At 33.1% G+C, this 25094-nt stretch carries 20 protein-coding genes; 18 read left to right on the top strand and 2 right to left on the bottom strand.

Annotated features, from left to right (window positions below; all coding sequences use genetic code 11):
- The first annotated feature begins 240 nt into the window (after positions 1–240).
- A complete protein-coding gene (gene alr, locus B6D18_RS08855; RefSeq protein WP_086364124.1) occupies positions 241–1326 on the top strand; it encodes an alanine racemase in 1086 nt (361 codons plus the stop codon).
- Between the two features lie 3 nt (positions 1327–1329).
- A complete protein-coding gene (gene mltG, locus B6D18_RS08850) occupies positions 1330–2349 on the top strand; it encodes an endolytic transglycosylase MltG (RefSeq protein ID WP_086364123.1) in 1020 nt (339 codons plus the stop codon).
- A gap of 54 nt (positions 2350–2403) precedes the next feature.
- On the opposite strand, the gene ampD is transcribed toward mltG, so the two are convergent.
- Positions 2404–3276 (bottom strand): 1,6-anhydro-N-acetylmuramyl-L-alanine amidase AmpD, encoded by an 873-nt coding sequence (ampD, locus tag B6D18_RS12625; RefSeq protein WP_158092561.1) that lies wholly within the window; start codon positions 3274–3276, stop codon positions 2404–2406.
- Between the two features lie 185 nt (positions 3277–3461).
- Between ampD and ppdD the strand changes: the two genes are divergently transcribed.
- The 5 genes from ppdD to B6D18_RS08820 all read left to right on the top strand — a co-directional run bounded on the left by ppdD (position 3462) and on the right by B6D18_RS08820 (position 8333).
- Positions 3462–3893 carry a prepilin peptidase-dependent pilin gene (ppdD, locus tag B6D18_RS08840; protein WP_086364122.1) on the top strand — a complete coding sequence of 144 codons (432 nt, stop codon included), beginning with the start codon at positions 3462–3464 and terminating at the stop codon, positions 3891–3893.
- Positions 3894–3925: 32 nt separating this feature from the next.
- Positions 3926–5032, top strand: coding sequence for an ATPase, T2SS/T4P/T4SS family (locus B6D18_RS08835; protein WP_086364121.1), 1107 nt, complete (start codon positions 3926–3928; stop codon positions 5030–5032).
- Positions 5033–5053: 21 nt separating this feature from the next.
- A complete protein-coding gene (locus tag B6D18_RS08830; protein ID WP_086364120.1) occupies positions 5054–6229 on the top strand; it encodes a type II secretion system F family protein in 1176 nt (391 codons plus the stop codon).
- A complete protein-coding gene (locus B6D18_RS08825) occupies positions 6229–6972 on the top strand; it encodes an A24 family peptidase (RefSeq protein ID WP_086364119.1) in 744 nt (247 codons plus the stop codon). Before B6D18_RS08830 ends, B6D18_RS08825 begins: the two co-directional genes overlap by 1 nt.
- Before the next feature lie 194 nt (positions 6973–7166).
- Entirely contained in the window at positions 7167–8333 is a 1167-nt protein-coding gene (locus tag B6D18_RS08820) for a M20 aminoacylase family protein (protein WP_086364118.1), read from the top strand.
- Positions 8334–8407: 74 nt separating this feature from the next.
- On the opposite strand, the gene ygfZ is transcribed toward B6D18_RS08820, so the two are convergent.
- Positions 8408–9283 (bottom strand): tRNA-modifying protein YgfZ, encoded by an 876-nt coding sequence (ygfZ, locus tag B6D18_RS08815; protein WP_086364117.1) that lies wholly within the window; start codon positions 9281–9283, stop codon positions 8408–8410.
- 315 nt (positions 9284–9598) lie between these two features.
- Here ygfZ and ilvI point away from each other — a divergent pair, with 315 nt between their 5' ends.
- The 11 genes from ilvI (at position 9599) to B6D18_RS12620 (ending at position 24642) form a co-directional block, all read left to right on the top strand.
- Complete coding sequence (gene ilvI / locus B6D18_RS08810) at positions 9599–11317, top strand: acetolactate synthase 3 large subunit (protein ID WP_086364116.1); 1719 nt, start codon at positions 9599–9601, stop codon at positions 11315–11317.
- Positions 11317–11811, top strand: coding sequence for an acetolactate synthase small subunit (gene ilvN / locus B6D18_RS08805; RefSeq protein WP_086364115.1), 495 nt, complete (start codon positions 11317–11319; stop codon positions 11809–11811). The genes ilvI and ilvN overlap by 1 nt, the downstream gene beginning before the upstream one ends.
- Positions 11812–11950: 139 nt before the next feature.
- The gene (locus tag B6D18_RS08800; RefSeq protein WP_086364114.1) at positions 11951–14206 is read left to right on the top strand and encodes an IgaA/UmoB family intracellular growth attenuator; all 2256 of its coding nucleotides are present in this window, start codon (positions 11951–11953) and stop codon (positions 14204–14206) included.
- A 74-nt stretch (positions 14207–14280) separates the two neighbouring features.
- Positions 14281–16500: an IgaA/UmoB family intracellular growth attenuator gene (locus B6D18_RS08795; RefSeq protein ID WP_086364113.1), complete on the top strand. Its 2220-nt coding sequence runs from the start codon at positions 14281–14283 to the stop codon at positions 16498–16500.
- Positions 16501–16630: 130 nt separating this feature from the next.
- Positions 16631–16897, top strand: a complete 267-nt coding sequence (locus B6D18_RS08790; RefSeq protein WP_086364112.1) for a hypothetical protein — start codon at positions 16631–16633, stop codon at positions 16895–16897.
- A complete protein-coding gene (locus B6D18_RS08785; protein ID WP_144063969.1) occupies positions 16848–17255 on the top strand; it encodes a hypothetical protein in 408 nt (135 codons plus the stop codon). Before B6D18_RS08790 ends, B6D18_RS08785 begins: the two co-directional genes overlap by 50 nt.
- 203 nt (positions 17256–17458) lie before the next feature.
- A complete protein-coding gene (gene pyrG / locus B6D18_RS08780; RefSeq protein WP_086364110.1) occupies positions 17459–19096 on the top strand; it encodes a glutamine hydrolyzing CTP synthase in 1638 nt (545 codons plus the stop codon).
- 48 nt (positions 19097–19144) lie between these two features.
- Entirely contained in the window at positions 19145–20446 is a 1302-nt protein-coding gene (eno, locus tag B6D18_RS08775; protein ID WP_086364109.1) for a phosphopyruvate hydratase, read from the top strand.
- A gap of 243 nt (positions 20447–20689) precedes the next feature.
- Complete coding sequence (locus tag B6D18_RS08770; RefSeq protein WP_086364108.1) at positions 20690–21634, top strand: VirK/YbjX family protein; 945 nt, start codon at positions 20690–20692, stop codon at positions 21632–21634.
- A 140-nt stretch (positions 21635–21774) separates the two neighbouring features.
- A complete protein-coding gene (locus B6D18_RS08765) occupies positions 21775–22683 on the top strand; it encodes a lysine exporter LysO family protein (RefSeq protein ID WP_086364107.1) in 909 nt (302 codons plus the stop codon).
- Positions 22684–23121: 438 nt separating this feature from the next.
- Positions 23122–24642, top strand: a complete 1521-nt coding sequence (locus B6D18_RS12620) for a PT domain-containing protein (RefSeq protein ID WP_086364106.1) — start codon at positions 23122–23124, stop codon at positions 24640–24642.
- The last annotated feature ends 452 nt before the right edge of the window (positions 24643–25094 follow it).

Raw genomic sequence — 25094 nt, 5'->3', positions numbered from 1 at the left:
GTATAAAACCATAGTTACTAAAAACTTAATTTATATATTTTATCAACGTTTTGTGGAACAGAGTTTTTCTAAAAATTATCAGTATTTAACAACATATTAATTAGCAATATCTTGAAATGAGGTTTTTATTATTATTTAATTTACTCAAACAAAATATGGGAAATTACCGATTTTTTATTTGTGATTATTGGTAACAAATTTTACAATAGAAGCTTAAATTTATATGTTAGGTTATATAAAATGTCTATTGCTGTTGTAGAAGTGAATTGTAAATCGATTCTACATAATATTGAATTTTTTAGGGAAAAATCTCCAAATAGCACATTAATGGCTGTGGTCAAAGCAAATGCTTATGGTCATGGTATGGAAGATGTAGCTAAGTTAGTTGAGGATAGGGTTGACTGTTTTGGTGTTGCGCGTATTTCCGAAGCCATAGCGTTACGACAGTCTGGTATTCGAAATTCAATTGTACTTTTGGAAGGCTTTTTTCCTCACGATGATATCAATGATTTACTGGATTTCAATCTACAACCAGTCATTCATTCTAGCTGGCAAATTGATGTATTAAAAACCATTCCGTTTGCAAATGAAATTACAGCTTGGTTCAAAATTGATACTGGCATGCATCGCTTAGGTTTTCATCTTGAGGAGGCTGTAAAAGAGTTTGATCGATTAGCCAACTGTAATGTTATTCGCCAACCAATCAATCTAATAAGTCATTTTAGTAGTGCAGATGAGTTAAGTTCAACGCAAACAAATGAACAAATGGCTTTGTTTGATGAATTTATTCATTCGCTTGATGCAAATTTGTTGAGTAGTCAGCAATCAATAGCTGCATCAGGTGGCATTCTGGCTTGGCCTAATTCTCATCGTGATATGATTCGACTTGGTATTGCTTTGTATGGTGTTTCGCCATTTGCTAATCAAGTAGCAGGTCTTGAACCAGCCATGACACTTAAATCCGAATTAATTACGGTTCGTAAACACTTCAAAGGGCAATCAGTCGGATATGGGCAAATTTGGACTAGCGAAACTGATACCATTTTAGGGGTTGTGGCAATGGGATATGGTGATGGGTATCCTCGTTCTATTCCAGCAAATACACCAGTAAGTATTAATGGCCGAATAGTACCTATTGTAGGTCGGGTCTCAATGGATATGATTGTGGTAGACTTAGGTCAAAATAGCCAAGATAAACCAGGTGATGAAGTTATTTTTTGGGGCAAAGATTTACCCATCGAACAAATTGCCGAGCACACTGGTATAAGTGCTTATGAGTTATTAACGCGCTTAACATCACGCGCAAAAATTCGTTATAAAGATTAAGTTATGATTAAAAAATTATTTGTATACACGTTTCTGGCGTTAGTTTTAATTGTCGGTGGTTCATTAGGTATTGGTTACTATTTTTTACAGCAATTCTCTCAGCAATATATGAATATCACCTCTGATAATCAAATGTTTGTATTAAAAAAAGGAACCACATTACATCAATTAGTTGAGCAGGTAAAGGCAAGTAATTTAATGCAACAAGCTTACTTGCTTCCTTATTTATATAAACTTGATCCGTCATTAAGTTCCATTAAAGCTGGCACTTATCAATTGCATCCTCATATGACCGTTGAAGAGTTTTTAAAATTACTTGTATCGGGTAAAGAAAGCAGTTTTTATGTACAATTTGTTGAAGGAAAGCGAGCTAAAGATTGGTTAAATCTGCTCAGCAATTCCCCTTATATTCAACAAACATTAACGGGTAAGTCTCATGATGAAATTGCTAAGTTATTAGGTATTGATGGCCCATTAGAAGGTTGGTTATCGCCTGATAAATATCAATATACTGCAGATAGTCTTGATATTAATATTTTGAAACGCGCATATTTAACTATGAAGACTAATCTAAAAAAAGTATGGGATAATCGTGATAGTGATCTGCCTTATAAATCCCCTTATGAATTGTTGATTATTGCTTCAATTATTGAAAAAGAGACAGGAATCAATTCGGAACGAGCTAACGTTGCCTCTGTTTTTGTTAATCGCTTAAAAGCAAATATGAAGTTACAAACAGATCCAACCATTATTTACGGTTTAGGCGATAATTATACAGGTAAGATTAGGCGGAGTGATTTAACTGATACCAATAATCCTTATAATACATATGTAATTGAAGGCTTGCCACCGACACCTATTGCGATGCCAAGTTTAGCATCACTAGAAGCAGCAGCTCATCCGGCAAAAACCAAATATCTATTTTTTGTTGCTAATGGAACTGGTGGGCATACTTTCAGTAGCACTTATAGCAACCATCAACAAGCGGTGAATGAATATCGCCGACTTATGAATAATCATTAATTGATTCTATGCAACAGCCACATTTTTGTGGCTGTTTTTTTAGCTAAAATACTTTTAATCATCAATTCTTTGGCTAGTTGATAATTCATCAAGTTGTTTTATCAATGTTAATAAGTTATTAACGTTAATTTCTTGTTGTTTTAATGCTTCTTCAAAATAAGGATGAAGGGCAAATTTTGGCAATTCGGTTTTGGCATCAATTAACGCTTGCATTCGTGGAATAAAAATCCACTGTAACCATTCATAGGGCTGCATGGTATCGAGTGCAAATGGTTGTTCACTCAAAAATGCTTCAGCTGCTGGTGGTGAAGGTTGCCAAAGTGTCAATCTTTGCAGTTCATCTTTAATCAATCTCAATTGATTAGCGATTGAATTCAATTGTCGATGATAGTTAATTAGTGAATGGTAATATTGCCAATCAAAATGTGGTCCCGGATCTGTTTTTCGGGTTGGAGCAATATCACTATGGCCAGTAATATTTTTAATTGGATAGGTTTGTTGTATTAATTTGGTTACTTTTGCCAATTGTTGATATTGTATTTCGGTAAAGTCTTCAGTATCACAACCTTCCATTTCAATACCAATTGAAAAATCATTACAATTTTCCTTGCCAGCAAAAATCGATTGACCTGCATGCCATGCTCGTTTATCAAAAGGGACGAATTGAATAATCTCGCCGTCACGTCTTATAAACAGATGACTTGATACTTGTAATTGATAGATGCCCGCAAAATAAGGATGCTCGTTTGGGTCTAGTTTACCTGTAAAGAGTTGTTCAACGTAAGGACCGCCATATTGCTTAGGGGGAAGGCTAATGTTATGAATAACCAGCAATGAGATAAGTTGATCTTCAGGACGGTCATTATAATAAGGCGATTTAATTTGCTTAATATTTTTAATCCAACCATCAACAATTTTTAAAGGCATAATAGCTCCGATACATTTAGATTTGCTATATATTTCGATCTGTTTCACAATTTTAATTACCACTATGATGATTGTGGTGATCATTTTGTATTTCAAGTTCTAAAATTCTCTCTATATATTATTTCATTTTTTGAATTAGCTATAAAGTCACTCTATCAAACAATTATTTGATTTGTGAGGCTATAATGCAATGCCAATCTGGATTTACTCTATTTGAATTAATGATCGCGATTGTCGTGATAGCAATTTTAACTGCTATCGGTTTACCTGCTTATCAAGGTTATATAAAAAAAGCAGCCTTAACCGATATGCTGCAATCAATGACTGCATATAAAACAGCCATTGAAATTTGTGCTATAGAGCAAGGCGCTTTAAGCAAATGTAGCAGTGGTAATAATGGAGTGCCAACAACGAGAACGACCAATTATGTGACGTCAATTAATGTCTCTAATGGGATGATAACTTTAGTCGGTAAAAGCGCTTTATCAAGTCTAACTGTAACTTTAACACCTATTTTAAATACTAAATTAGGTAATTTAGACTGGTCACGGACATGTCTAACAAATCCACCAGATCAAACTTTAACTACAGCTTGTGAAGATATTTTTAAATTTTAATTGTGATTAATCTCGTTAATAGGATAACCGCTATGCAAGAAGAGAATCTCGTCGAAAGCCTAGACAAATTATTGCTTTCAGCATTAGATAAGCGGGCATCAGATATTCATTTTGAGCCTTATCAACATCATTATCGAATTCGCATGAGAATTGATGGTGTTTTGCAAAATATGTTAACACCGCCGTTAATGTTAGCTAAACAGATTGCAGCTAGACTAAAGATTATGGCCAATTTAAATATTGCTCAACAACGGCTACCGCAAGATGGACAATTGATGATTAATAATTATGCAATGCGCATAGCTACTTTGCCGGTTATTAATGGTGAAAAGATTGTATTACGGGTTATGGATAATCATGACTCAGAACTGAGCATCGATGATTTAGGATTAACAAGGGAAGATCTATTAACCTTTAAACAAATATTAGATTATCCACAAGGCTTGATTTTGGTAACAGGACCGACTGGCAGTGGCAAAACTATGACATTATATAGTGCTTTAAAGCGATTAAATAAACCTAAATGTAATATATGTAGTGTAGAAGATCCGATCGAAATTCCATTGGATGGCATTAATCAAACAGCAGTTAATCTTAAAGCTGGTTTAAGTTTTTCGGTGATATTGCGGGCCTTTTTGCGTCAAGATCCTGATGTGATGATGATTGGTGAAATCCGTGATCCTGAAACGGCTGAGATCGCAATTCAAGCAGCGCAAACGGGGCATCTGGTGTTATCAACTCTACACACTAATTCTAGTATTGAAGCTATCATCCGTTTAAATCAAATGGGTATTAAAAATTATCTATTATCGTCCAGTTTAAAATTAGTTATTGCTCAGCGATTAGTTCGTAAATTGTGTCAATATTGTAAAGTAGTAGCCTGTGAGCTTACATTAATAAACAACGAACCCTCACCGCATTTTATCGCTATGGGCTGTGAGAAATGTGTGGGAGGTTATTTAGGGCGAATAGGCTTATATGAACTGTTAATTATCACACCACCAATACAACAACAGATTTTAACCAATCAACCGATTACTTCACAAAATATGGTAACGCTCAGGCAAGTAGGTAATAAACTTGTTCAACAAGGTATTACTACGCTGGCAGAAATAAATCGTGTTTTGGGTAATAATTGAGTGGTAGTTTGGAGATAATGCATGAAGCGACTCTATTATTGGTATGACATTAATTTTCATCAAAATGTAACTATTGCCATATCTAAAAAAGATGTGCGAACAAAACTGTTATTAGAAGGGCAAGTTGCGATTAAGATTAGACCCGGTAACTTGATTACTTCACAAAGTTATAAACTTAGTGAACTGCTCATTATAACTAAGCAATTAGCGACAATGTTAAAAGCCGGATTATCAATTGTAGATAGCTTACAATTACTGATTGATGAACAACCAAAAGCGCAATGGCAATATCTGTTAACCGATATTAGTCTGCAAATAATCAAAGGAGAATCATTGTCGATTGCTTTAAAAAAGCATCGTTTAGTATTTTCGGCACTTTATTGTGAAATTATTGCTATTGGTGAATTGACTGGAAGATTGGAACAAAGTTTTGAACAATTAACTTGTCACCTAGAAAAATCATTATCAATACAAGGTCAGATTAAAAAGGCGCTACGTTATCCACTTTTTTTATTATTTGTATCAGTAATAGTGATTATAGTTATGATATTTATTGTCCTGCCAAAATTTTCCGATATATATCAAAGTTTTGATGCCGAATTACCCTATTTTACACAATTAGTGATAGATATAGCTTATAGCGCTAAACAAGAGGGATTATTTATATTATTAGCTATTACATTATGTTATTTATTTTTTCATTATGTTGTTAAAGTACGTTATCAGCTTATTATAGATAAGCATAAATTGAAGCTTCCTTTAATTGGTCAAGTTATCCAGTCTCAATGTTTAATGCATATTTTTCATACATTAGCAATTACTCAGCAAGCTGGCATTCCATTACTAACAGGATTAGCTGCTTCTACCAAGGCGATAAGTAATTATTATTATCGTGACATTATCAAGCAAATTATGATGGGTATTAAACAGGGGAATAGCTTTAGTCAAATGTTAGCTAGTTATTCAACTTTACCTAAGTTATGTGTGCAGCTAGTTCATGCTGGTGAAGAGTCAGGTTCGTTAGATATTATGCTCAATAATATTACTCTTTACTATCAACAACAACATCAAACCTTAACAGATAATTTAGTCAAAGCATTTGAACCCTCATTAATGCTGATTTTAGCTGCAATTATCGGCAGTTTAATTATATCGATGTATTTGCCGATATTCCAAATGGCGGATGTGATTAGTTAATGGCTATACTATTTTTTTTCATCGGACTTGCTACTGGTAGTTTTTTGCAAGTTGCGTATTATCGTTATTCGCCCGAGCAATCTTTGTATGAATATTTTTCCGCTATTATTGTTCCTCGTTCTGTATGTCGGAATTGCAATCATAAACTTAGTGTGTGGCAGTTAATTCCAGTATTGTCATGGTTGATATCAAATCGGCGTTGTTATTATTGTTTCCATAAAACAACCAATAATTACGCTATTTTTGAGCTAGTTATGGCAATATTATTTTTATTGATTTATTTGGATAAGGGACTAAATTTTAAATCTGCTTTACTTATGTTACTTGTAGTTGTTTTCTTGTTGTTAACACTAATTGATATTAACTACTTATTATTGCCAGATTTTTTGACTCAACCATTAATGTGGAGTGGATTGATAATGGCTTACTTTAATCTATCTTCGCTTAATATCAATGATGCTCTAGAAGGTATTTTGTTTGGCTATTTAATGCTTAAATTACCGGCAATCATCTTTTTTTGTATTACAAGTAAACAAGGATTAGGTGGTGGTGATATAAAGTTAATTGCTGCTTTAGGTGCGTGGTTGCCTTATCAGTTAATACCATTAATGCTAATCATTGCATCGACATTGGCGATCCTCTATTATTCTTTCTCAAAATATCTATTTAACAAAAATTATCAATTAATCGCTTTTGGTCCCTTTTTATTAATCTCAGGGTATTTTATTCTCTATTTTAACTAAGCAATTTTCTTTTATTTTTTAAAAATTTTAGGTTTTTAACTTATTATTTTCTGGTGATTTTGTTGTCAAGAGTTGCTTATAACTAAAAACGATAAGGTTAGTAAAAATCGTTATTTATATTCACTTTCAATAAACGTTATAGTGCAATTATCTCTTTCAGATTTGTAGTTAAGTGATTAATTAAGGAATGATCAATGACGAATATTATTGCCAATAGAATTAACGCATTAAAAGATGAAATGACCGAATGGCGTCATTATATTCATGCTCATCCAGAAACTGCTTTTGAAGAAAAACGAACTACCGAGTTTATTACTGAAAAATTAAAATCGTTTGGTATTACTGAACTATATGCAGATTTTGCACCAACAGGAGTAGTAGGCATTATTCATGGTAAGAATAAAGGTCGAACTCTCGCCTTACGTGCCGATATAGATGCATTAGATATTATTGAAGAAAATGAAATTGATTACTGCTCAACGATTCCAGGCAAAATGCATGCCTGCGGACATGATGGACATACGGCAATTCTATTAGGCGTAGCTAAATACTTAAGCGTCCATCGGGATTTTTCTGGCACAGTTGTGGTTATTTTCCAACCTGCTGAAGAGAACGAAGGTGGTGGCAGAGTCATGGTTGAAAATGGTTTGTTTGATAAATTTCCTATAGAAGCTGTTTATGGCATGCATAATCAACCCAATTTAGCGTTAAACCATTTTCTGATTAATCATGGTGCGGTAATGGCATCTTATGATGTTTTTGAAATCAAAATAACAGGGGTAGGAGCCCATGCGGCAGCACCTCATTTAGGTAAAGAAGCGATTTTAACGGCCACCACAATTGTAAACAGTTTACAGACGGTTGTTAGCCGTAATCTAAATCCGATTGATTCATTGGTTATCAGTGTAACCCAAATTCACAGTGGCGATACTTGGAATGTATTGCCTCAACATGCTGTGATTCGAGGCACGGTTAGAGCATTAAGTGCTGAAGATCAAGATTTAGCTGAAGAGCGAATTAAACATATTTCGACAGGTATTGCTTTAACCTTCAACACTAAAGTTGAAGTCGATTATCAGCGACGTTATCCAGCAACCATTAATCACGTTAAGCAAGCTGATATTGCCATCAAAGCTGCACGAAAAATTGTCGGTGATGATAAGATTATTGTGGATTCACCACCAACGATGGGATCAGAAGATTTTGCTTTTATGTTGCAAAAAAAACCTGGAGCTTATATTAAAATTGGCGCAGGTGAAGGCACAAATGTTCACAATCCTTCATATAATTTTAATGATGAAATTCTGACAACCGGTGCACACTATTTTATCGAAATTGTTCATCAAGAATTAGGACAGTAAATATTAATTAAGCTGGAATAGATTTATTCCAGCTTAATTAATATTATTTGTTCTGAGCCATTTATTAGTTAAATTTAGAAATTTAACAGACTATCTAATTGGCCTTTAACACGGAAATTTGTTTCAATATCAATACCATTAGCTAACACGACTTGTACATAGATCTCATCATCTTGGTCAAGTTTTAATGCTGCTAATACTTGACCTCCTTCACGCCAATTCCCATCAAGTTCATATTCAAGTTTGTCTCCAATTATTGGCAAAGTTTTGCTTTTTCCGACTAATAGATAAAGTCCACGATTATTTGCGCCTCGAAATTGTGCTCTAGCTACCATCTCTTGTCCACAATAGCAGCCTTTATCAAAACTAATGGCATTATAATGTTGTAAATTACACGCTTGTGGTAATAGGCTTTCAATATTTGGCTCATCAATAATGGCGTAACCAGCTTCTAAATCAAGTTTTAACCAATGATCAGAAGATTGTAAATCGGATGGTAATGGTTCATTCGATACTTTTATTACTCGCGTTTCAGGTAATGGAATTTTGATATAAGTTATATCTCCTTTCGTAATACAACTATTATCGCTTAGTTCTGCAATAATCGATTGTTCAATGGCATTATTTTCTAAGCCTATCAAATTAAGATCAACAACTGGTTCAATTGTCACTTTTGAAAAAACGGCAACTTTTTTTAGAGCAGCAATTTGTTTTTCAGAGACAGTTTTTCGCACAATATAGAAAATATCTTCTTCTCGTTGAAATAATATTAAATTACTCCACATTCGACCTTTCGCATCACAATGTGCGGAAAATAATGCTGTATGTTCATTAAGCTGATTAATATCAGCAGTCACCTGTCCTTGTAAAAATGTACGATTGTCAGTACCTGATACTCTGACTAATTGCCAATCAGATAGGCAAGTTGGTTTACAATAAGAATTATTCATTAAAAACACCTTGTTAATATAAAGGACTATAGTACAAAATGACTAGCATAAGTCATGCATGAAAAAAGCAAACAACAAAAAACAAATAATTCTAAATAAATCATAACGATATTATTTATCATTAATTAAAAATTGATATTAATCCAATTAAAATCGATTAATTAAATATTTACAAGTTATTTCTTTCAAAAATGAGGCCTAGTATCCAAAAATAATAAGTATACCTTACATATTATTGACTTTATTGATTTTCTGTATTAGTTCATGCAAAATAAATCAAAAATGACAAATAAGTTATAAATGGAGGCAACAACCATGGCAAAACTGTCAGGCGCAGAAATGGTCATTCAGTCACTGATTGATCAAGGAGTAAAGCAGATATTTGGTTATCCAGGTGGTAGTGTTTTGGATATCTATGATGCAATTCATACCTTAGGTGGTATTGAACATATTTTAGTTCGTCACGAACAAGCTGCAGTACATATGGCTGATGGTTATGCCAGAGCAACTGGTGATGTCGGTGTGGTACTTGTTACTTCAGGTCCAGGTGCAACTAATACTATTACTGGTATCGCAACAGCCTATATGGATTCAGTGCCACTGGTAATTTTATCTGGTCAAGTAGCGAGTAATTTAATTGGTAATGATGCATTCCAAGAGTGTGATATGGTTGGGATTTCACGTCCAATTGTCAAACATAGTTTTTTAATTAAAGATAGTAAAGATATTCCAGAAACGATTAAAAAAGCGTTTTATATTGCCTCTACTGGTCGTCCTGGTCCGGTTGTTATCGATTTACCGAAGGATATTGTGAATCCAGCTAACAAATATAATTATAATTATCCAAAGTCTGTGACGATGCGATCTTATAATCCAACAACTCAAGGACATAAAGGTCAAATTAAAAAAGCATTAACCACCTTATTAGCAGCTAAAAAACCTGTGTTATATATTGGTGGTGGGGTAATTAGTGCTGATGCTAGTAAGGCAGTTAAATCATTAGCTGATAAACTTAATCTGCCAGTGACTTCAACATTAATGGGCATTAGTGCTTTTCCTGGAACTGATAAAAAATACTTAGGCATGATTGGTATGCATGGTATCTATGAAGCCAATATGGCAATGCATAATGCGGATGTTATTTTCGCAATTGGTGTTCGTTTTGATGATAGAACGACCAATAATATTGAAAAATATTGTCCAAAAGCTAAAGTTATTCATATTGATATTGATCCAACATCTATATCGAAAACCATATCGGCAACTATTCCTGTGGTTGGTGATGCAAAACAAGTTGTTGAAACTATGTTAACACAACTTGAAGATCTTAATGTTAAACGTGATCTAGATGCCTTGGTAGATTGGTGGAAGCAAATTGACCATTGGCGGGCTCGTAAATGTCTTGCTTATAGCCATGAAGGTGAAAGTATCAAGCCACAAGAAGCCATTGAGGTTTTACATAAGTTAACTAAAGGTGATGCTTATATTGCAACTGATGTAGGGCAACATCAAATGTTTACTGCACTTTATTATCCATTTGATAAACCTCGTCATTTTATTACCTCTGGTGGTCTCGGCACCATGGGCTTTGGTTTGCCTGCTGCATTAGGAGTTAAACTGGCATTTCCTAAAAAGCATGTAGTTTGTGTAACTGGTGATGGTAGTATTCAGATGAACATTCAAGAACTTTCAACTGCTTTACAATATGGTTTACCTATAATCGTTTTAAATCTTAATAACCGTTTTTTAGGCATGGTTAAGCAGTGGCAAGATATGATTTATGCTGGTCGTCATTCGTCATCTTATATGGAATCATTGCCTGACTTTGCCAAAATTGCCGAAGCTTATGGTCATGTTGGTATGGTGATTAATAAACGAGAAGATCTAGAACCTAAACTGAAAAAAGCGCTTGCGATAAAAGATCGTTTAGTTTTTATTGATGTCATGACTGATGCTACAGAACATGTTTATCCAATGCAAATTCGCGGTGGGGCAATGAATGAAATGTGGCTTAGTAAAACGGAGAGAACCTAATGCGTTATATATTATCAATTTTAACTGAAAACGAACCAGGTGCATTGTCACGAATTATTGGTTTATTTTCACAGCGTGGGTTTAATATTGAATCCATTACTACAGCACAAACTGAAGATCCAACAATGAGTCGAATGACGATTCAAACATCTGGTGATGAACATGTTCTTGAACAGATCCAAAAACAATTACACAAATTGGTTAATGTTTATCGTGTTAATGATCTCACTGAAGGTCCACACGTTGAACGAGAAATCATGCTAGTTAAAGTTGTAGCTAAAAGTTCTGATGCACGTGATGAAGTTAAACGTTGTGCTGATATCTTTAGAGGTTCTATTGTTGATGTAACGGCAACTCACTATATTGTTCAATTGTCAGGTACCAGTGAAAAATTGGAATCATTTTTAGCCTCTATTCGTGAGACTTGCAATATAGTGGAAATTGTTCGTTCTGGTATTATTGGATTATCACGTAGTGAGAAAACAATTAAATAAGCTATATTGGAAAATAAAATTAAAGACGCATTAAGCGTCTTTTTTATGAAATTATAGATGAAAAATCGATAAATAAAATATTCACGAGCTTTTAGTTGTCTACAGATTAATAATAAATAGGATAAGGAAATAAAAAGTTATGACAGCAATATATTTGATTTTGGAGATAGGGGTTTTACTCTTAATTATATGTATTTCCATTTCTTATCGACATGAGCGTAATGAAAATAAGCAAAAATTAAAAAAATTTATAGAAAATCGTGAGTCATCAAGGGATCTAACTAATGAAGAATTAAAACTATTAGAACCATTCATGACCAATAAAAAAACTGTCCATCCTTATAAACTCCACCCATTAATTGATCATAAAGTATCTGTAGTACAAGGTCCATGTATCCGTCATAGCTTATTAACCAAAGGAAGAGACACTGATTATTACTATGAAATCGGCAATATTGAGCTTTTCTTTCCATATAATTTGGATCTGTATCTTTCAGAATATAATATTGTTGAAGTTGTTTTTACAAATCAATATGCTTATGTATTGAGTGTCAACAATTGCAGTATTCAGTTTGCTTTCGAGAATTATGATCCTGATAGAACAAAACCAATTGAGATTCCAGAATCGTATATGTATCTTAATGAAGATACTGATAAATACGGTATTACTTCAGAAAATAGCAATCTTAATAGTAGTGATATCAATGATAACGACAATAAGAACGATAAACTTAATAAAGTTGATGTACAAGTTGACTATGAGCCTTTGTATGAACGAGAAGAAACGCCATTGGAAATAAAAACTCGTAATCGGGGTAACTATGGCATACTAACTTCGCTTTGTTTGACATTGGCAACTATTTTCTTCATGCGTGAATGGTCTGCTGGGAGTGATCAAATATTAGCTACTTTGGTTATTGATATAGCCTGTTTTGGCGTAGCTGTATTCTTTATTTGGCATAAACCGAAGCGTAATTCTCGGCCACAACAAGTGGAAACAATTAAAGTTAATACTTTCAATAAAGATCCATCGTCAGATAAATTAATTGTCGGTCAAAAAACTAATGTAAGTTATCCAAAGTACTGGTCGCAGTTCCTACCAGAAGTATCAAAAAAAACAACTGAAATGGACATCTACGGTTATTTTAAAATATTACTACGTTGCGGTAATACGTTATCAATTAATCGAGAAGTAGAACAATTTGGAGCACCTAAAATGGTTGTTCGCAATAAGGTTTTATTTTTCGTTGGGTCAATATTAGCTATTGTAATTTATTTTTTTTCTGATCCGATAAACAATAGTTTTTCTGCTTATAGATATTACAGTAATCAATTACAGACTTGGCAAGTTAACGATTTAACAACCTTGAATAATAGTAATATTAAACAGGGTGATCTTATTGCTATTACTATCAATGGCGCATCATGTGATGTTAAGGATGAAGATAAAAATAATGGCAATAAATGCCATCGCTTAGCCATCAAAGATAAACCATTGGAAAATGAAAGTAATCAACTTATGCTTTCGTTCGACACTATAAACAAAATATTTGATGATAATTTCGTTGAATCAATAGAAGATAATGAATTGCTTTTATTTAGAATGTATCAACAAGAGATGGTTAAAGAGTATAACATGAAAAATACAGGCTCATACAATTCATCTTTTTATAGAGCTAAACCTATTTTAAAATTGAAAAATTTGGGGCAGATGGTTATAGATATAAATAAAGTTTGTAATATATTTGAACTTGAATGTCAAAATGTTAAATTTAGATTAACTCAATTATATTATAAAGAAGGATTCCATGATCAAGCAAATTGGGATGAGTTAGTCACTAGAGCTGAAAAGTTTCCTACTTTTAATAAAATAGTTGAGAAGTCAATAGTTGATAAATTTATCTTTGATCTTAAAAAGATGAAAAAAGAAATCTTATCAAAATTAACAAATACTGTTTCTGATTATCAATTTAACGGCTCTGGGGTTGATGTTACATTAATAGGTAATAGTTATATTGAATTACCCCAGTTATATAATATTAATAACCCAATTTCAGATGATGATTTGAAATTATCTTTAGATCATTACTATAAAATTTTAACGAATGAAAGTGAAACAATTAATTTAGTTGGATTAGTAGGGGGTGTTAGTCATCGAGAAGATAGTAGCATTTCACAACTTAAGCTTAATGTTAAAAATTATTATAAAGTAGATTTAGAAAAACTATTTTCATTAGCCTCGCCTGTTATTATTGATATTATCATGTTTGTTATTATGGTATTAGTAGCTTTGATTAATGGAGGCCTAGTTCTTTATAAAACCATATTTAATCGACGCCGTTTAAAACAAATTATCAAATATTATTCAGATAGAGTGGTACATTACTATGGCTAGACATTAATAATGACAGGATTAAATTGTCATTTTTATTATAAAAATAATAAATAGTTCAAGATTAGGGAATTACAATGAATTGGTATCTGGTTTTAAAAATAGGGATTTTAATTTTTGGATTAATCAGTTGGCTCCATTATAGAAGTGATCGTCGTATCAATAAGGATATTTTAAACGAACACTTAAATCAACGTGAAGTAATAAGAGATTTAACGGATGAAGAATTAGACCTACTACAACCTTTCCTAACTAGTAAGTTAGCGGTTTATCCTTATAAATTTCAATCATCTTTAATTGATGACAAAGTATCGTATCTAGAGGGAGCTTGTACTCGAAAAAGCCTCTACAGCAATACGCAAGAAATTGCATATTATTATGACGTTAGAAACATTGAATTGTTTTTTCCATATAATATGGATAAGTATATTGATGAATTCAATGTATTTGAAGTTGTATTTACCATGCGATATGGCATTGTTATTAAAGTCAATGGTCATGATATCAAAAATGCACTAGAAACTTATGATCCGTATGAAGAATATGAATTTAGAGGCTTAAAGCAAAGTAAATTTAAAGACCAGAATTTTGACGATGAGGTATTAGAACAATATAGTGTTGATGATGATCAAGTTTATTCAAATACGTCAATCAATGATTGTAACTCGCGTTACCAACGTGAAGAAACACATTTTGAGGCAGCAACGCATAATAATGGTAGCCTAGGTTTTTTAACCTCGCTCTGTTTGATATTAGCAACGATTTTCTTGATACGTTCATGGTTCGGTGAAAATGAGCAAATATCTATTTTAGTATTAGTCTGTCTTAGCGCTGCTGCTTTTTTTGTTTGGTATAAACCCAAGCACCATTCGAATCCACTGCAAGTCGATGTCATTAAAGATTTTATTTATGATAAAGATGTTAGAACTAATACAGTGAAAGTAGGAAGTAAACTCATGGTCTTAGAATATCCTAAGCATTGGTTAACTTTTATCCCTGATATTTCAGATTCGTCAACTGAGATGGTTATCAGTAATAATGGTAAAAAATTACTCCGTTATGGTCATACTTTATCTATAAATCGTGAAGTAGAGCAATTTGGACCACCTAAATTCCTTCAACGAAATAAAATTTTATTTGCTATTGGAGTAATTTTATCTGCTGTTCTCTATTATTTTACTGATCCAATTAATAATGGTTATTTTGCGTATCAATATTACACCCAGCAATCTAATTATCTAGATATTAACGATCTTACCTCATTAAAAAATAGTGATATCAAACAAGGTGATATTGTAAATATTAATATCAAGAATACATCGTGTGATATCAATGATTTTAAAGAAGATTATCAATGCCACAACTTCTTTATCAATAGTCAGCTGATGGCAATGACTGAAAATAATGTTATGTCTATTGAAAGCTCATTAAAACATATATTTGATCCCAAATTTGTTAATAATGTGATCGATTCCGAATTGAGACATTTTGAAAATGCACAAAGTATATATGTTGATATACTTAACCAAAATTCAAATGATGGGCGTTATGTTAAAAATCCATTTTCTAAAATAGAAGATATTGGTCAAATGGTAATTGATATTGACAAGGTTTGTAATATTTTACCGATTGAAGAATGTGACAATGTCAAATATAATCTGACTCATTTATTTGATACCATTGGGAGCAAGGCATATATTACTTGGGATTATTTATTAACTGAATCTACAAAAAATCCTCATATTAGTGAAATAGTCGAAACTCGCAGAATGCGTAGCCTCAAACAGTCCGTGGAAACATTTAAATCAGAACTTCAAAGTGAATTGGTGAATGTCATTTCTAAATATCAATCTGACAACAGTGTAAAAATTACATTAACCAATCAAAGCTATGTTGACATGGCTCCATTGGTTATGAGTAATTCGATGAGATTCGATGAAAATGGTTATATTAATTATTATTTTGCTATTTTAAACAATAATATCCCTGCAAATATTAATATTGTTGGTTTGGTGAATGAAGTTCACTATCTAAATAATAGCAATTCTGATAGTTCAGATCTTAATAACCCTAGTTCTGATAGACAAAGTATTTCTGGACTAAAAGTTAATGTAAATCATCATTATCGTTTGGATGTAAATCAACAATTACCAAATTTGTTGATTATTAATTTGATTATGTTTGTTGTGATGATATTAACTGCTACGATTAATGGTATAAAACTATTTCAGAAAACGAAAGACAACCAACGTCGTACTGAAAAAATTATTAAATATTATGAGGATATGTTGATTTAGGCATTATCGTTAATCTTTAATAATAAATTGAAATAAAAAGATATCAAAAGTATGTTAACTATTTTAACGATTATTGTTTTTATTATGGTTGTGATCGTGCAAGGAATTATCTTGGTGCGAAAAATAAAGAATGATCTGTGTAAAAAAAAGTCCAACTGAAATTGAGCCTTTTATTCGTGAGAATACAATCCGACAGTTAACTGAAGAAGAGATTTTTCTTCTTCAGCCTTATCTTGATAATAAAGACCATATTACCGATCCTTATCAATGGGAAAGTTCATTAATTAGTTCCAATGTCATAAGAATAAACGCCTATGTTGAAAAAGATTATCTGAATGAAAATAGTTATGATTACTTTTACAAAATGGGGAATATGCGATTATTCTTTTCCTTATGATATGACGGACAATATTCTAGGATTCCATGGCTTTTTTAGAGAATATTCTAATTTATTGGGTAATAATGCTAACTTAAAAATTACCGGTATAGTCACCAATGTGAGTTATCATAATGGAGCAGTTTTAAAACTAATGGTTTCAACAGATCCTATCTATAATTTTGATAAAAATCAGTTATTCTCATTTTCATCCCCCATTTTGATCAACAATTTTGTGTTTCTATTTGTTATCTTAATCACCTTAATTAATTGTTCTTTGTTTATTTGGAAAAAAGCTGCCAATCAATTACGACTTGAAAAAATTATTTCTAATTATAGTGATAAAATTTTTAAGACACCAGTCAACGGTTGGGGATGAATATTAGATAGGTTACTGAAATAATAGATACCAAATTAGTAGGCGAAGAGAGTAACTTATCGATTAAACATAATTATTCAATTGTGAGCTAAACCATATTCTGTTATACTATTTTCCCGTCTGATTCATCATATATTGCATTAGTTTTTATGGTTTAAACTTATGTTATATTGTTCAACTAAATTAATAATGGTCTGGTATTAATGGTCACGAATTATATTTTTGTAACAGGCGGTGTCGTTTCTTCTTTAGGTAAAGGCATTGCCGCAGCATCTTTAGCTGCAATTTTAGAAGCCCGCAATTTAAAAGTCACCATGCTAAAACTTGATCCCTACATCAACGTCGATCCGGGAACAATGAGTCCAATTCAACATGGTGAAGTTTTTGTGACTGAAGACGGTGCCGAAACCGATCTTGATTTGGGGCATTATGAGCGTTTTATTCGCACCAAAATGAGCCGAAAAAACAATTTTACCACTGGACGTATTTATTCTGATGTTTTGCGAAAAGAACGTCGTGGTGATTATTTAGGCGCAACAGTTCAAGTTATCCCTCATATTACTAATGCGATTAAAGATCGTGTTATTGATGGTGCAAAAGGTTACGATGTCGCTATCGTTGAAGTTGGTGGTACTGTTGGTGATATTGAATCATTACCATTTTTGGAAGCTATTCGCCAATTAGCGGTAGATGTTGGTCGTGAACATACTTTGTTTATGCATTTAACTCTAGTTCCTTACCTTGCATCATCTGGTGAAGTTAAAACTAAACCAACTCAACACTCAGTGAAAGAGTTATTATCAATTGGTATTCAACCGGATGTCTTAATTTGTCGTTCAGATCGCATTATTCCAGCCAATGAAAGAGCTAAAATTGCGCTATTTTGTAATGTGCCTGAGCGTGCGGTGATTTCACTTAAAGATGTTGATTCTATTTATAAGATCCCTGCATTATTAAAATCACAAAATTTAGATACTTTTGTTTGCAATCGCTTCCATCTTGAATGTAAAGAAGCGGATCTATCTGAATGGGAACAAGTGATTTATGAAGAAGCCAACCCAGTTGGTGAAGTAACCATTGGTATGGTTGGTAAATATATTGCGTTACCTGATGCTTATAAATCAGTTAATGAAGCATTAAAACATGGTGGTTTAAAGAATCGTTTAACTGTACATATTCGTTATATTGATTCAGAAGATCTTGAATCACGAGGCACTGAATTATTACAAGATTTAGATGCAATATTAATTCCTGGTGGCTTTGGCTATCGTGGAGTTGAAGGTAAAATTATGGCTGCACGTTATGCGCGTGAAAACAAGATCCCTTACTTAGGTATTTGTCTTGGTTTACAAGTAGCATTAATTGAATATGCTCGTAATGTTGCCGGCATCAAAGATGCTAATTCAACAGAGTTTGTTAAAGATTGCGCAAATCCAGTAATCGCATTAATTACTGAATGGAGTGATGAATCAGGAAAAGTGGTTCAACGTAGTGAAGATAGTGATCTCGGTGGTACTATGCGTTTAGGTTCACAAATTTGTCATTTAGAGCCTAATTCATTAGTTGCAGGTATGTACAAAAAAGAATCGATTACCGAACGTCATCGCCATCGTTATGAAGTCAACAATAATTTATTACCAGAAGTGGTTAAAGCTGGATTAAAAGTAACAGGATTATCAACTGATAAAAAATTAGTAGAAATCATTGAAATTCCTGATCATCCTTGGTTTGTTGCATGTCAATTCCATCCGGAATTCACTTCAACCCCACGTGATGGACATCCATTATTTAGTAGTTTTATTAAAGCTGCCAAAGATCATCAAGATCAGCAGCAAAAATAGTTTATATTTACATTATAGTTACATATCTGTCATATAGAGGAAAATAACATGGCAAAAATCGTTAAAGTACATGGTCGTGAAGTCATCGACTCTCGTGGTAACCCAACTGTTGAAGCTGAAGTTCATTTAGAAGGTGGTTTCGTTGGTCTTGCAATCGTTCCATCAGGAGCATCAACAGGTTCACGTGAAGCATTAGAACTTCGTGATGGTGACAAATCTCGCTTTTTAGGTAAAGGCGTACTTAAAGCTGTTGAAAACGTAAATGGCCCAATTGCTAAAGCAGTTGTTGGTAAAGATGCGTTAGATCAAGCAGCTATCGACCAAATCATGCTTGACTTAGACGGTACTGATTTCAAATCAAACTTAGGTGCTAACTCAATTCTAGCTGTATCTTTAGCTACAGCTAAAGCTGCAGCTGCAGCAAAAGGTGTGCCACTTTATCAACATATCGCTGATCTTAATGGTACTCCAGGTCAATACTCTATGCCATTACCAATGATGAACATCATCAATGGTGGTGAACACGCTGATAATAACATCGACTTACAAGAATTTATGATTCAACCAGTTGGTGCTAAAACTGTTCGTGAAGCAATCCGTATGGGTTCTGAAGTATTCCACAACTTAGCAAAAGTTCTTCATGATAAAGGTATGAACACTGCTGTCGGTGATGAAGGTGGTTTTGCTCCTAACTTAGGTTCAAATGCTGAAGCATTAGCTTGCATCAAAGAAGCAGTTGAAAAAGCTGGTTATGTATTAGGTAAAGACATTACTTTAGCGATGGACTGTGCAGCTTCTGAATTCTATAACAAAGAAACTGGTAAATACGTATTAAAAGGTGAAGGTAATAAAGAGTTCACTGCTCAAGAATTTACTCACTACTTAGAAGGCTTAACTGAACAATATCCAATCGTATCTATCGAAGACGGTTTAGACGAAAGTGATTGGGAAGGTTGGGCATACCAAACTAAAGCATTAGGTGACAAAATCCAATTGGTTGGTGACGATCTATTTGTAACTAACACTAAAATCTTCAAACAAGGTATTGAGAAAGGTATCGCTAATTCAATCCTAGTTAAAGTTAACCAAATCGGTACGTTAACTGAATCTATCGCAGCTGTTAAAATGGCGAAAGAAGCGGGTTATACTGCGGTTATCTCTCACCGTTCTGGTGAAACTGAAGATTCAACTATCGCTGATTTAGCTGTTGGTTTAGCTGCTGGTCAAATCAAAACAGGTTCTATGAGCCGTTCTGACCGTGTTGCTAAATACAACCAATTAATCCGTATTGAAGAAGCTTTAGGTTCAAAAGCACCATTTAACGGTTTAAAAGAAGTTAAAGGTCAATAATTCGTTTTTATAAACGATACCTTTTAATAAAACGGTGACTTAGTTCACCGTTTTTTTATTGCTTTAGCGATGACATAACACCATAAGGGTTGCGTTGCTTTGGGTTGTGTTGTACTCTTAGGCACTTATGTTGCAATGGTGCCTTAAATTTGAAAATAATCATAAATATCTAATTGATAATTTATAATTTAACCACATATTACACTTTTATATATTAACTAATACGAATACTTTTTTCTGCTTATGAATAATATTACGAATATGTCCCAGCCTAAAAGTAAATGGCAACTTTTTAACTGGCTTTGTTCAGGTAAATTACCACTTAACGCATTATGGCTTAAACCGACTTATCGTTATAAATTTTTTTTTCGAACTCTATTTTTAAGTCCTATTACGCTTAAATTATTAGACAAATTAAGACAATACAAGTTACTTGGTTACTATTTATCATGCCAAACTAATTTACCTTGTAAACTACAACGACCTTATTTAGCTTCTTGTTTGAGCCAACAAGAACGGTACGAGACATTAGCTTATCATTATGATTTTTTAGCTAATCGTCCTGATAGCATGACAAAAGCCTTCTATAACTTAGATATCCCCTTTGAATTAGCCAGTATTACGGCAAAAAATGACGCCAATATAAAAATTGCGATTCAAGCACGTAATAAATATGCTCGGGAAGGGGAACTCAGCCTCTATTTTTATGATAATGATGGTATTGATTTAGCCACGTTAACTTTTACTATCGCTCAATATCAACAAAAGTCGACACTTTTTATTTCCGGCTTACAAGGAACAGGCCATCATGAAGCTCGATCCCGAGTACAACAGGCAACAAAACAATGTTATGGGCTTTTTCCTAAACGAGTGGCTGTTGAGGCAGCGCTAATTATTGCTGGTTATTTTCAACTTGAACAGATTATCGCGGTAGGTAATAAAACACATGTCTACAACAACTGGCGTTATAATAGCCGACAAGAAAGAATCTTATCGGATTACGATGATTTTTGGTTAACTATTGATGGTAAGCAAGATACAAGATCGTTATTTATATTACCAATGCAAATTAATCGCAAATCAATCGAAGAAGTTGCCAGTAAAAAGCGTTCTGAATATCGAAATCGTTATGCGTTATTAGATGAGCTGAAAAACAATATTGAAACACAATTAGCATCATTGAAGTAATTGTTTAATCTATGCTTAAAAATAGATAAACTTATGCGATTATTAATCTATCGCTTACATTATATTGCAAGCGATATTTAACAAAATCCAAATCTATCTAATACTTTTTTAATATAAAAATGATAATTAAGGAATGAAATATGTATTTTGGTATTCTTATTGCTTTAGTACCGTTATGTTTAGGTTATTTGATTAAGTTCAAAGAGCAAAAGTGGATAACCAAGATTAATCAGATCTTAAGTTGGATGGTCTATTTTATATTATTTATAATGGGAACCGAACTAGCTCATTTAGATAATCTCGCTGCTAATTTAAAAATTATCTTATTTTATACTGGTATTATTTTTATCTGTACTTTTGGCGGTAATTTTATTTTTTTAGCTATTGTTGATCTTTTTTTGCCATGGCGTACTTCACATAGTAATGCAACTTATCAATCACGATTTAAAATGATCTTGGAATCTTTGCGGGTCTGTATTGCACTGATAGCTGGATTTGTTGCAGGGCTTTTTCCACTGTTTATTTGGCAATATAGTGAAGATATTACCAAAGTGGTTTTAGTATTTTTGTTGTTACTTATTGGTATTCAGTTGCGTAGTAATAATATTTCGTTAAAACAGATTTTATTGAATAAAGTGGGTATTGCTACTACCATTATTGTCATTCTAAGTACCTTTTTAGGTGGTATTATTGCCGCCTTGATATTGGCACAACCAGTGCGAGTAGGGTTGGCAATGTCATCAGGATTTGGTTGGTATTCGTTATCGGGAATATTAATGACCGAAGCTCATGGTCCAATCATTGGTAGTGCTACTTTCTTAAATGACATTCTACGAGAATTATGTGCTATTATCTTAATTCCTAACTTAATCAAACGATATAAACTTACAGCACTAGGTTTATGTGGTGCAACCTCAATGGATTTTACCTTACCTATGCTACAAAAAGGAGCTGGGGTTAGTATTGTACCACCAGCCATTGTTCAAGGTTTTTTATTAACGTTAATAATGCCAATATTTATGACTCTGTTTAATTCTGGATTATTTTAAATAGTCAATTTAAATTAACTGATGTTTATGAATTGGGAATTAATCTTATTGTTAATAGAAAATTACCTATAATTAGTCAACCCTAAATTGTGATTTCAATAGTTTGTAAATGAATTATTGTTGAAAATATTAGCTTAATTACAAAAAATTTTTGATGTGCTAACTATTTACTGAACGCTTTTGTTTTGATTAATTTTTATCAAATTTTTTATACTTGATTTGTATCATCATTAAATAATGAGATCTTATTAATACAAAAAAATCTCTTCTATAATTTGTAAAATTAATAGTTTTATTTATTTAACATGGCAACTAATATGCAAACAGAATTTGCCAAAATCAATCATTTTAATTATACTTTTAATGCTTTAAAAAGGTTTTATTTAGATAAAACAAATGGATGCAGTGACAAAGGATTGAAAATATGTTAAAATACAGTTGTTTAGAGGCCAGCCAGCCAGCCAGCCAGCCAGCCAGCCAGCCAGCCAGCCAGCCAGCCAGCCAGCCAGCCAGCCAGCCAGCCATAACTTAGGATTATTTAAGGAATTTTTTAACCACTCAAGGTTAGGTTCTTTAGTTCCACATCAACAGTTATTTTTTTCATTTAAAGATTTAATGATAGTTAAATCTTATCTAATTAATTTAAATTTAGGCCAAAGATTTTCTTTTTTAAGAACAGTATTGTTGTTTATATTAGCCATAAGCAGTTTATTGACTATCTCAGTTAATTCAGCACACGCCTTGAATGCAAGTACAGCAAATGTGATTCATGGTAGTGCACCTTATTTAAGTTTTGATAACTGGAACCGTGCCTATACAACAGAACCATTACTTTGGATGAGATTTTCAAATGGCGCAGTATATCAACCATACAATGACTATTCAAATATGGCGAATCCAATCGTATTGCCTGATTCGATATTGAAAGTTGGTGATGTACAAACAATAATACCTGCTTATAATTATCCGAGTATCAGTCTAAGTAATATAATTGCCTCAAATAATTATTTTAATGATTTTGATGGTGATGGAGAAGTTAATTCAACAGGTAGTTTAACAGTTACTTGGCGAGATGTTTATAACAACGATATAACTGATTGGGTAAAACATAATCAAGATGCCTATTTTTCGAGTGTTAATGGGCCATATCAAATCACGATATCATCAACCAATGGGTATTTGTGGACTCGCTATGGTCTTCCTCAAGCAGGTGAAGTCAGCAATTTTCAAGGTGCAAGTCATACCTATTATATATTACCAGTGAGTAGAGCTAGAGCGTTAAGGGCTCAAGGGTTAAATATGGGGATGCCATATGATGTATCGCCGGATACAACAGAAAATTTTCCTACAACAGGTGGTGATGGACTTGCTTATCATTTATATTTACGAGATATTAGTCCAGAAGAAGTGATTGCAATTAATGGCGCAACTGTTCATGCTGTAGAAGGTGAGGGAGTATACCTAACTTTGTCAGCAGATAGAAACAAACTAGAAATAACATTACATGGCCCGATAATAGTAAAGAGCAAAAAACATAAGGTTAAACCACGTTTAGAAGGCGGAAATTTTTCACCATCAAGATTTGTCCTTTATGCCGATAGAAGTCATAGTAAAGTACTGTATCAGTTTGAATTAAAGGATTGGTTTCTTAATTATGGCCCCGTTTTGAGTACTGGACCAGGTACATATACATCTAAGTGTTATTATTTTGAGGGGTATTGGCTTGCTCAAGAGAACAATTTATCTACTTTTTATCAAGATGGAGGATGGGGTCAAACAACAGTGGGGTTAGGTTATTTTTTTAATGAATGGGGTTCACGTGGGGGCACATGGAATTTGGAACAACCGACAGTAACAGCTTCTGGGAGTGTGGTTGTAGGCGGAATGATCCGGCCTTTAACAGATGATAATCCAAATGTACTTTGTGTGAAAAAGCGTAGGATGATACATAGGCCATAAAGATTGTTATATTTTAGTTAAGTTAGGAGAATTCCTATCAAGGTAACAATGTTATGGTGAAAATGTCATCACGATTGAAAAGTGATGTATGATTTTTATCAGATAAATTATACAAATAACTACCAAATACGGAGTTAATCGCATTTGGTGGATTGTTAACTTATAATTGTTATCACTAAAATATATCGAGAATAGTTTCAGCGACGTTGCCGTGAAGAGAGCGAAGCGAAAGTAACGGCAAAAGCCCGCCGAGAGCGGTTGAAAACAAGCGAACGGCGGGCGTCGGAGCTTTTGCTTAAAAAACACACAACACTAGTTCAAAATTTGCAGTGTTTTCATTTTAGTTTAGCTCGTCAACGAATTAATTGTTTAAGCAGTTGACAATCAGTTAACTATCCTATTGAAGTTGATTTAGCCTTTATTAAAAGTCTAAAAAAGCATTATTTGTAATT

The sequence above is a fragment of the Gilliamella sp. A7 genome (assembly GCF_002142015.1).
GTDB classification, from domain to species: Bacteria; Pseudomonadota; Gammaproteobacteria; order Enterobacterales; family Orbaceae; genus Gilliamella; species Gilliamella apis_A.
Note: the sequence above shows the minus strand (reverse complement) of the source record. Positions and strands in the feature narration are given on the sequence as shown.

Bases quoted from the DNA above. Each gene is read 5' to 3' on its own strand.
- alr (WP_086364124.1), top strand. From the start codon at position 241: ATGTCTATTGCTGTTGTAGAAGTGAATTGTAAATCGATTCTACATAAT.
- mltG (WP_086364123.1), top strand. From the start codon at position 1,330: ATGATTAAAAAATTATTTGTATACACGTTTCTGGCGTTAGTTTTAATT.
- ampD (WP_158092561.1), bottom strand. From the start codon at position 3,276: ATGCCTTTAAAAATTGTTGATGGTTGGATTAAAAATATTAAGCAAATT.
- ppdD (WP_086364122.1), top strand. From the start codon at position 3,462: ATGCAATGCCAATCTGGATTTACTCTATTTGAATTAATGATCGCGATT.
- B6D18_RS08835 (WP_086364121.1), top strand. From the start codon at position 3,926: ATGCAAGAAGAGAATCTCGTCGAAAGCCTAGACAAATTATTGCTTTCA.
- B6D18_RS08830 (WP_086364120.1), top strand. From the start codon at position 5,054: ATGAAGCGACTCTATTATTGGTATGACATTAATTTTCATCAAAATGTA.
- B6D18_RS08825 (WP_086364119.1), top strand. From the start codon at position 6,229: ATGGCTATACTATTTTTTTTCATCGGACTTGCTACTGGTAGTTTTTTG.
- B6D18_RS08820 (WP_086364118.1), top strand. From the start codon at position 7,167: ATGACGAATATTATTGCCAATAGAATTAACGCATTAAAAGATGAAATG.
- ygfZ (WP_086364117.1), bottom strand. From the start codon at position 9,283: ATGAATAATTCTTATTGTAAACCAACTTGCCTATCTGATTGGCAATTA.
- ilvI (WP_086364116.1), top strand. From the start codon at position 9,599: ATGGCAAAACTGTCAGGCGCAGAAATGGTCATTCAGTCACTGATTGAT.
- ilvN (WP_086364115.1), top strand. From the start codon at position 11,317: ATGCGTTATATATTATCAATTTTAACTGAAAACGAACCAGGTGCATTG.
- B6D18_RS08800 (WP_086364114.1), top strand. From the start codon at position 11,951: ATGACAGCAATATATTTGATTTTGGAGATAGGGGTTTTACTCTTAATT.
- B6D18_RS08795 (WP_086364113.1), top strand. From the start codon at position 14,281: ATGAATTGGTATCTGGTTTTAAAAATAGGGATTTTAATTTTTGGATTA.
- B6D18_RS08790 (WP_086364112.1), top strand. From the start codon at position 16,631: ATGATCTGTGTAAAAAAAAGTCCAACTGAAATTGAGCCTTTTATTCGT.
- B6D18_RS08785 (WP_144063969.1), top strand. From the start codon at position 16,848: ATGATTACTTTTACAAAATGGGGAATATGCGATTATTCTTTTCCTTAT.
- pyrG (WP_086364110.1), top strand. From the start codon at position 17,459: ATGGTCACGAATTATATTTTTGTAACAGGCGGTGTCGTTTCTTCTTTA.
- eno (WP_086364109.1), top strand. From the start codon at position 19,145: ATGGCAAAAATCGTTAAAGTACATGGTCGTGAAGTCATCGACTCTCGT.
- B6D18_RS08770 (WP_086364108.1), top strand. From the start codon at position 20,690: ATGAATAATATTACGAATATGTCCCAGCCTAAAAGTAAATGGCAACTT.
- B6D18_RS08765 (WP_086364107.1), top strand. From the start codon at position 21,775: ATGTATTTTGGTATTCTTATTGCTTTAGTACCGTTATGTTTAGGTTAT.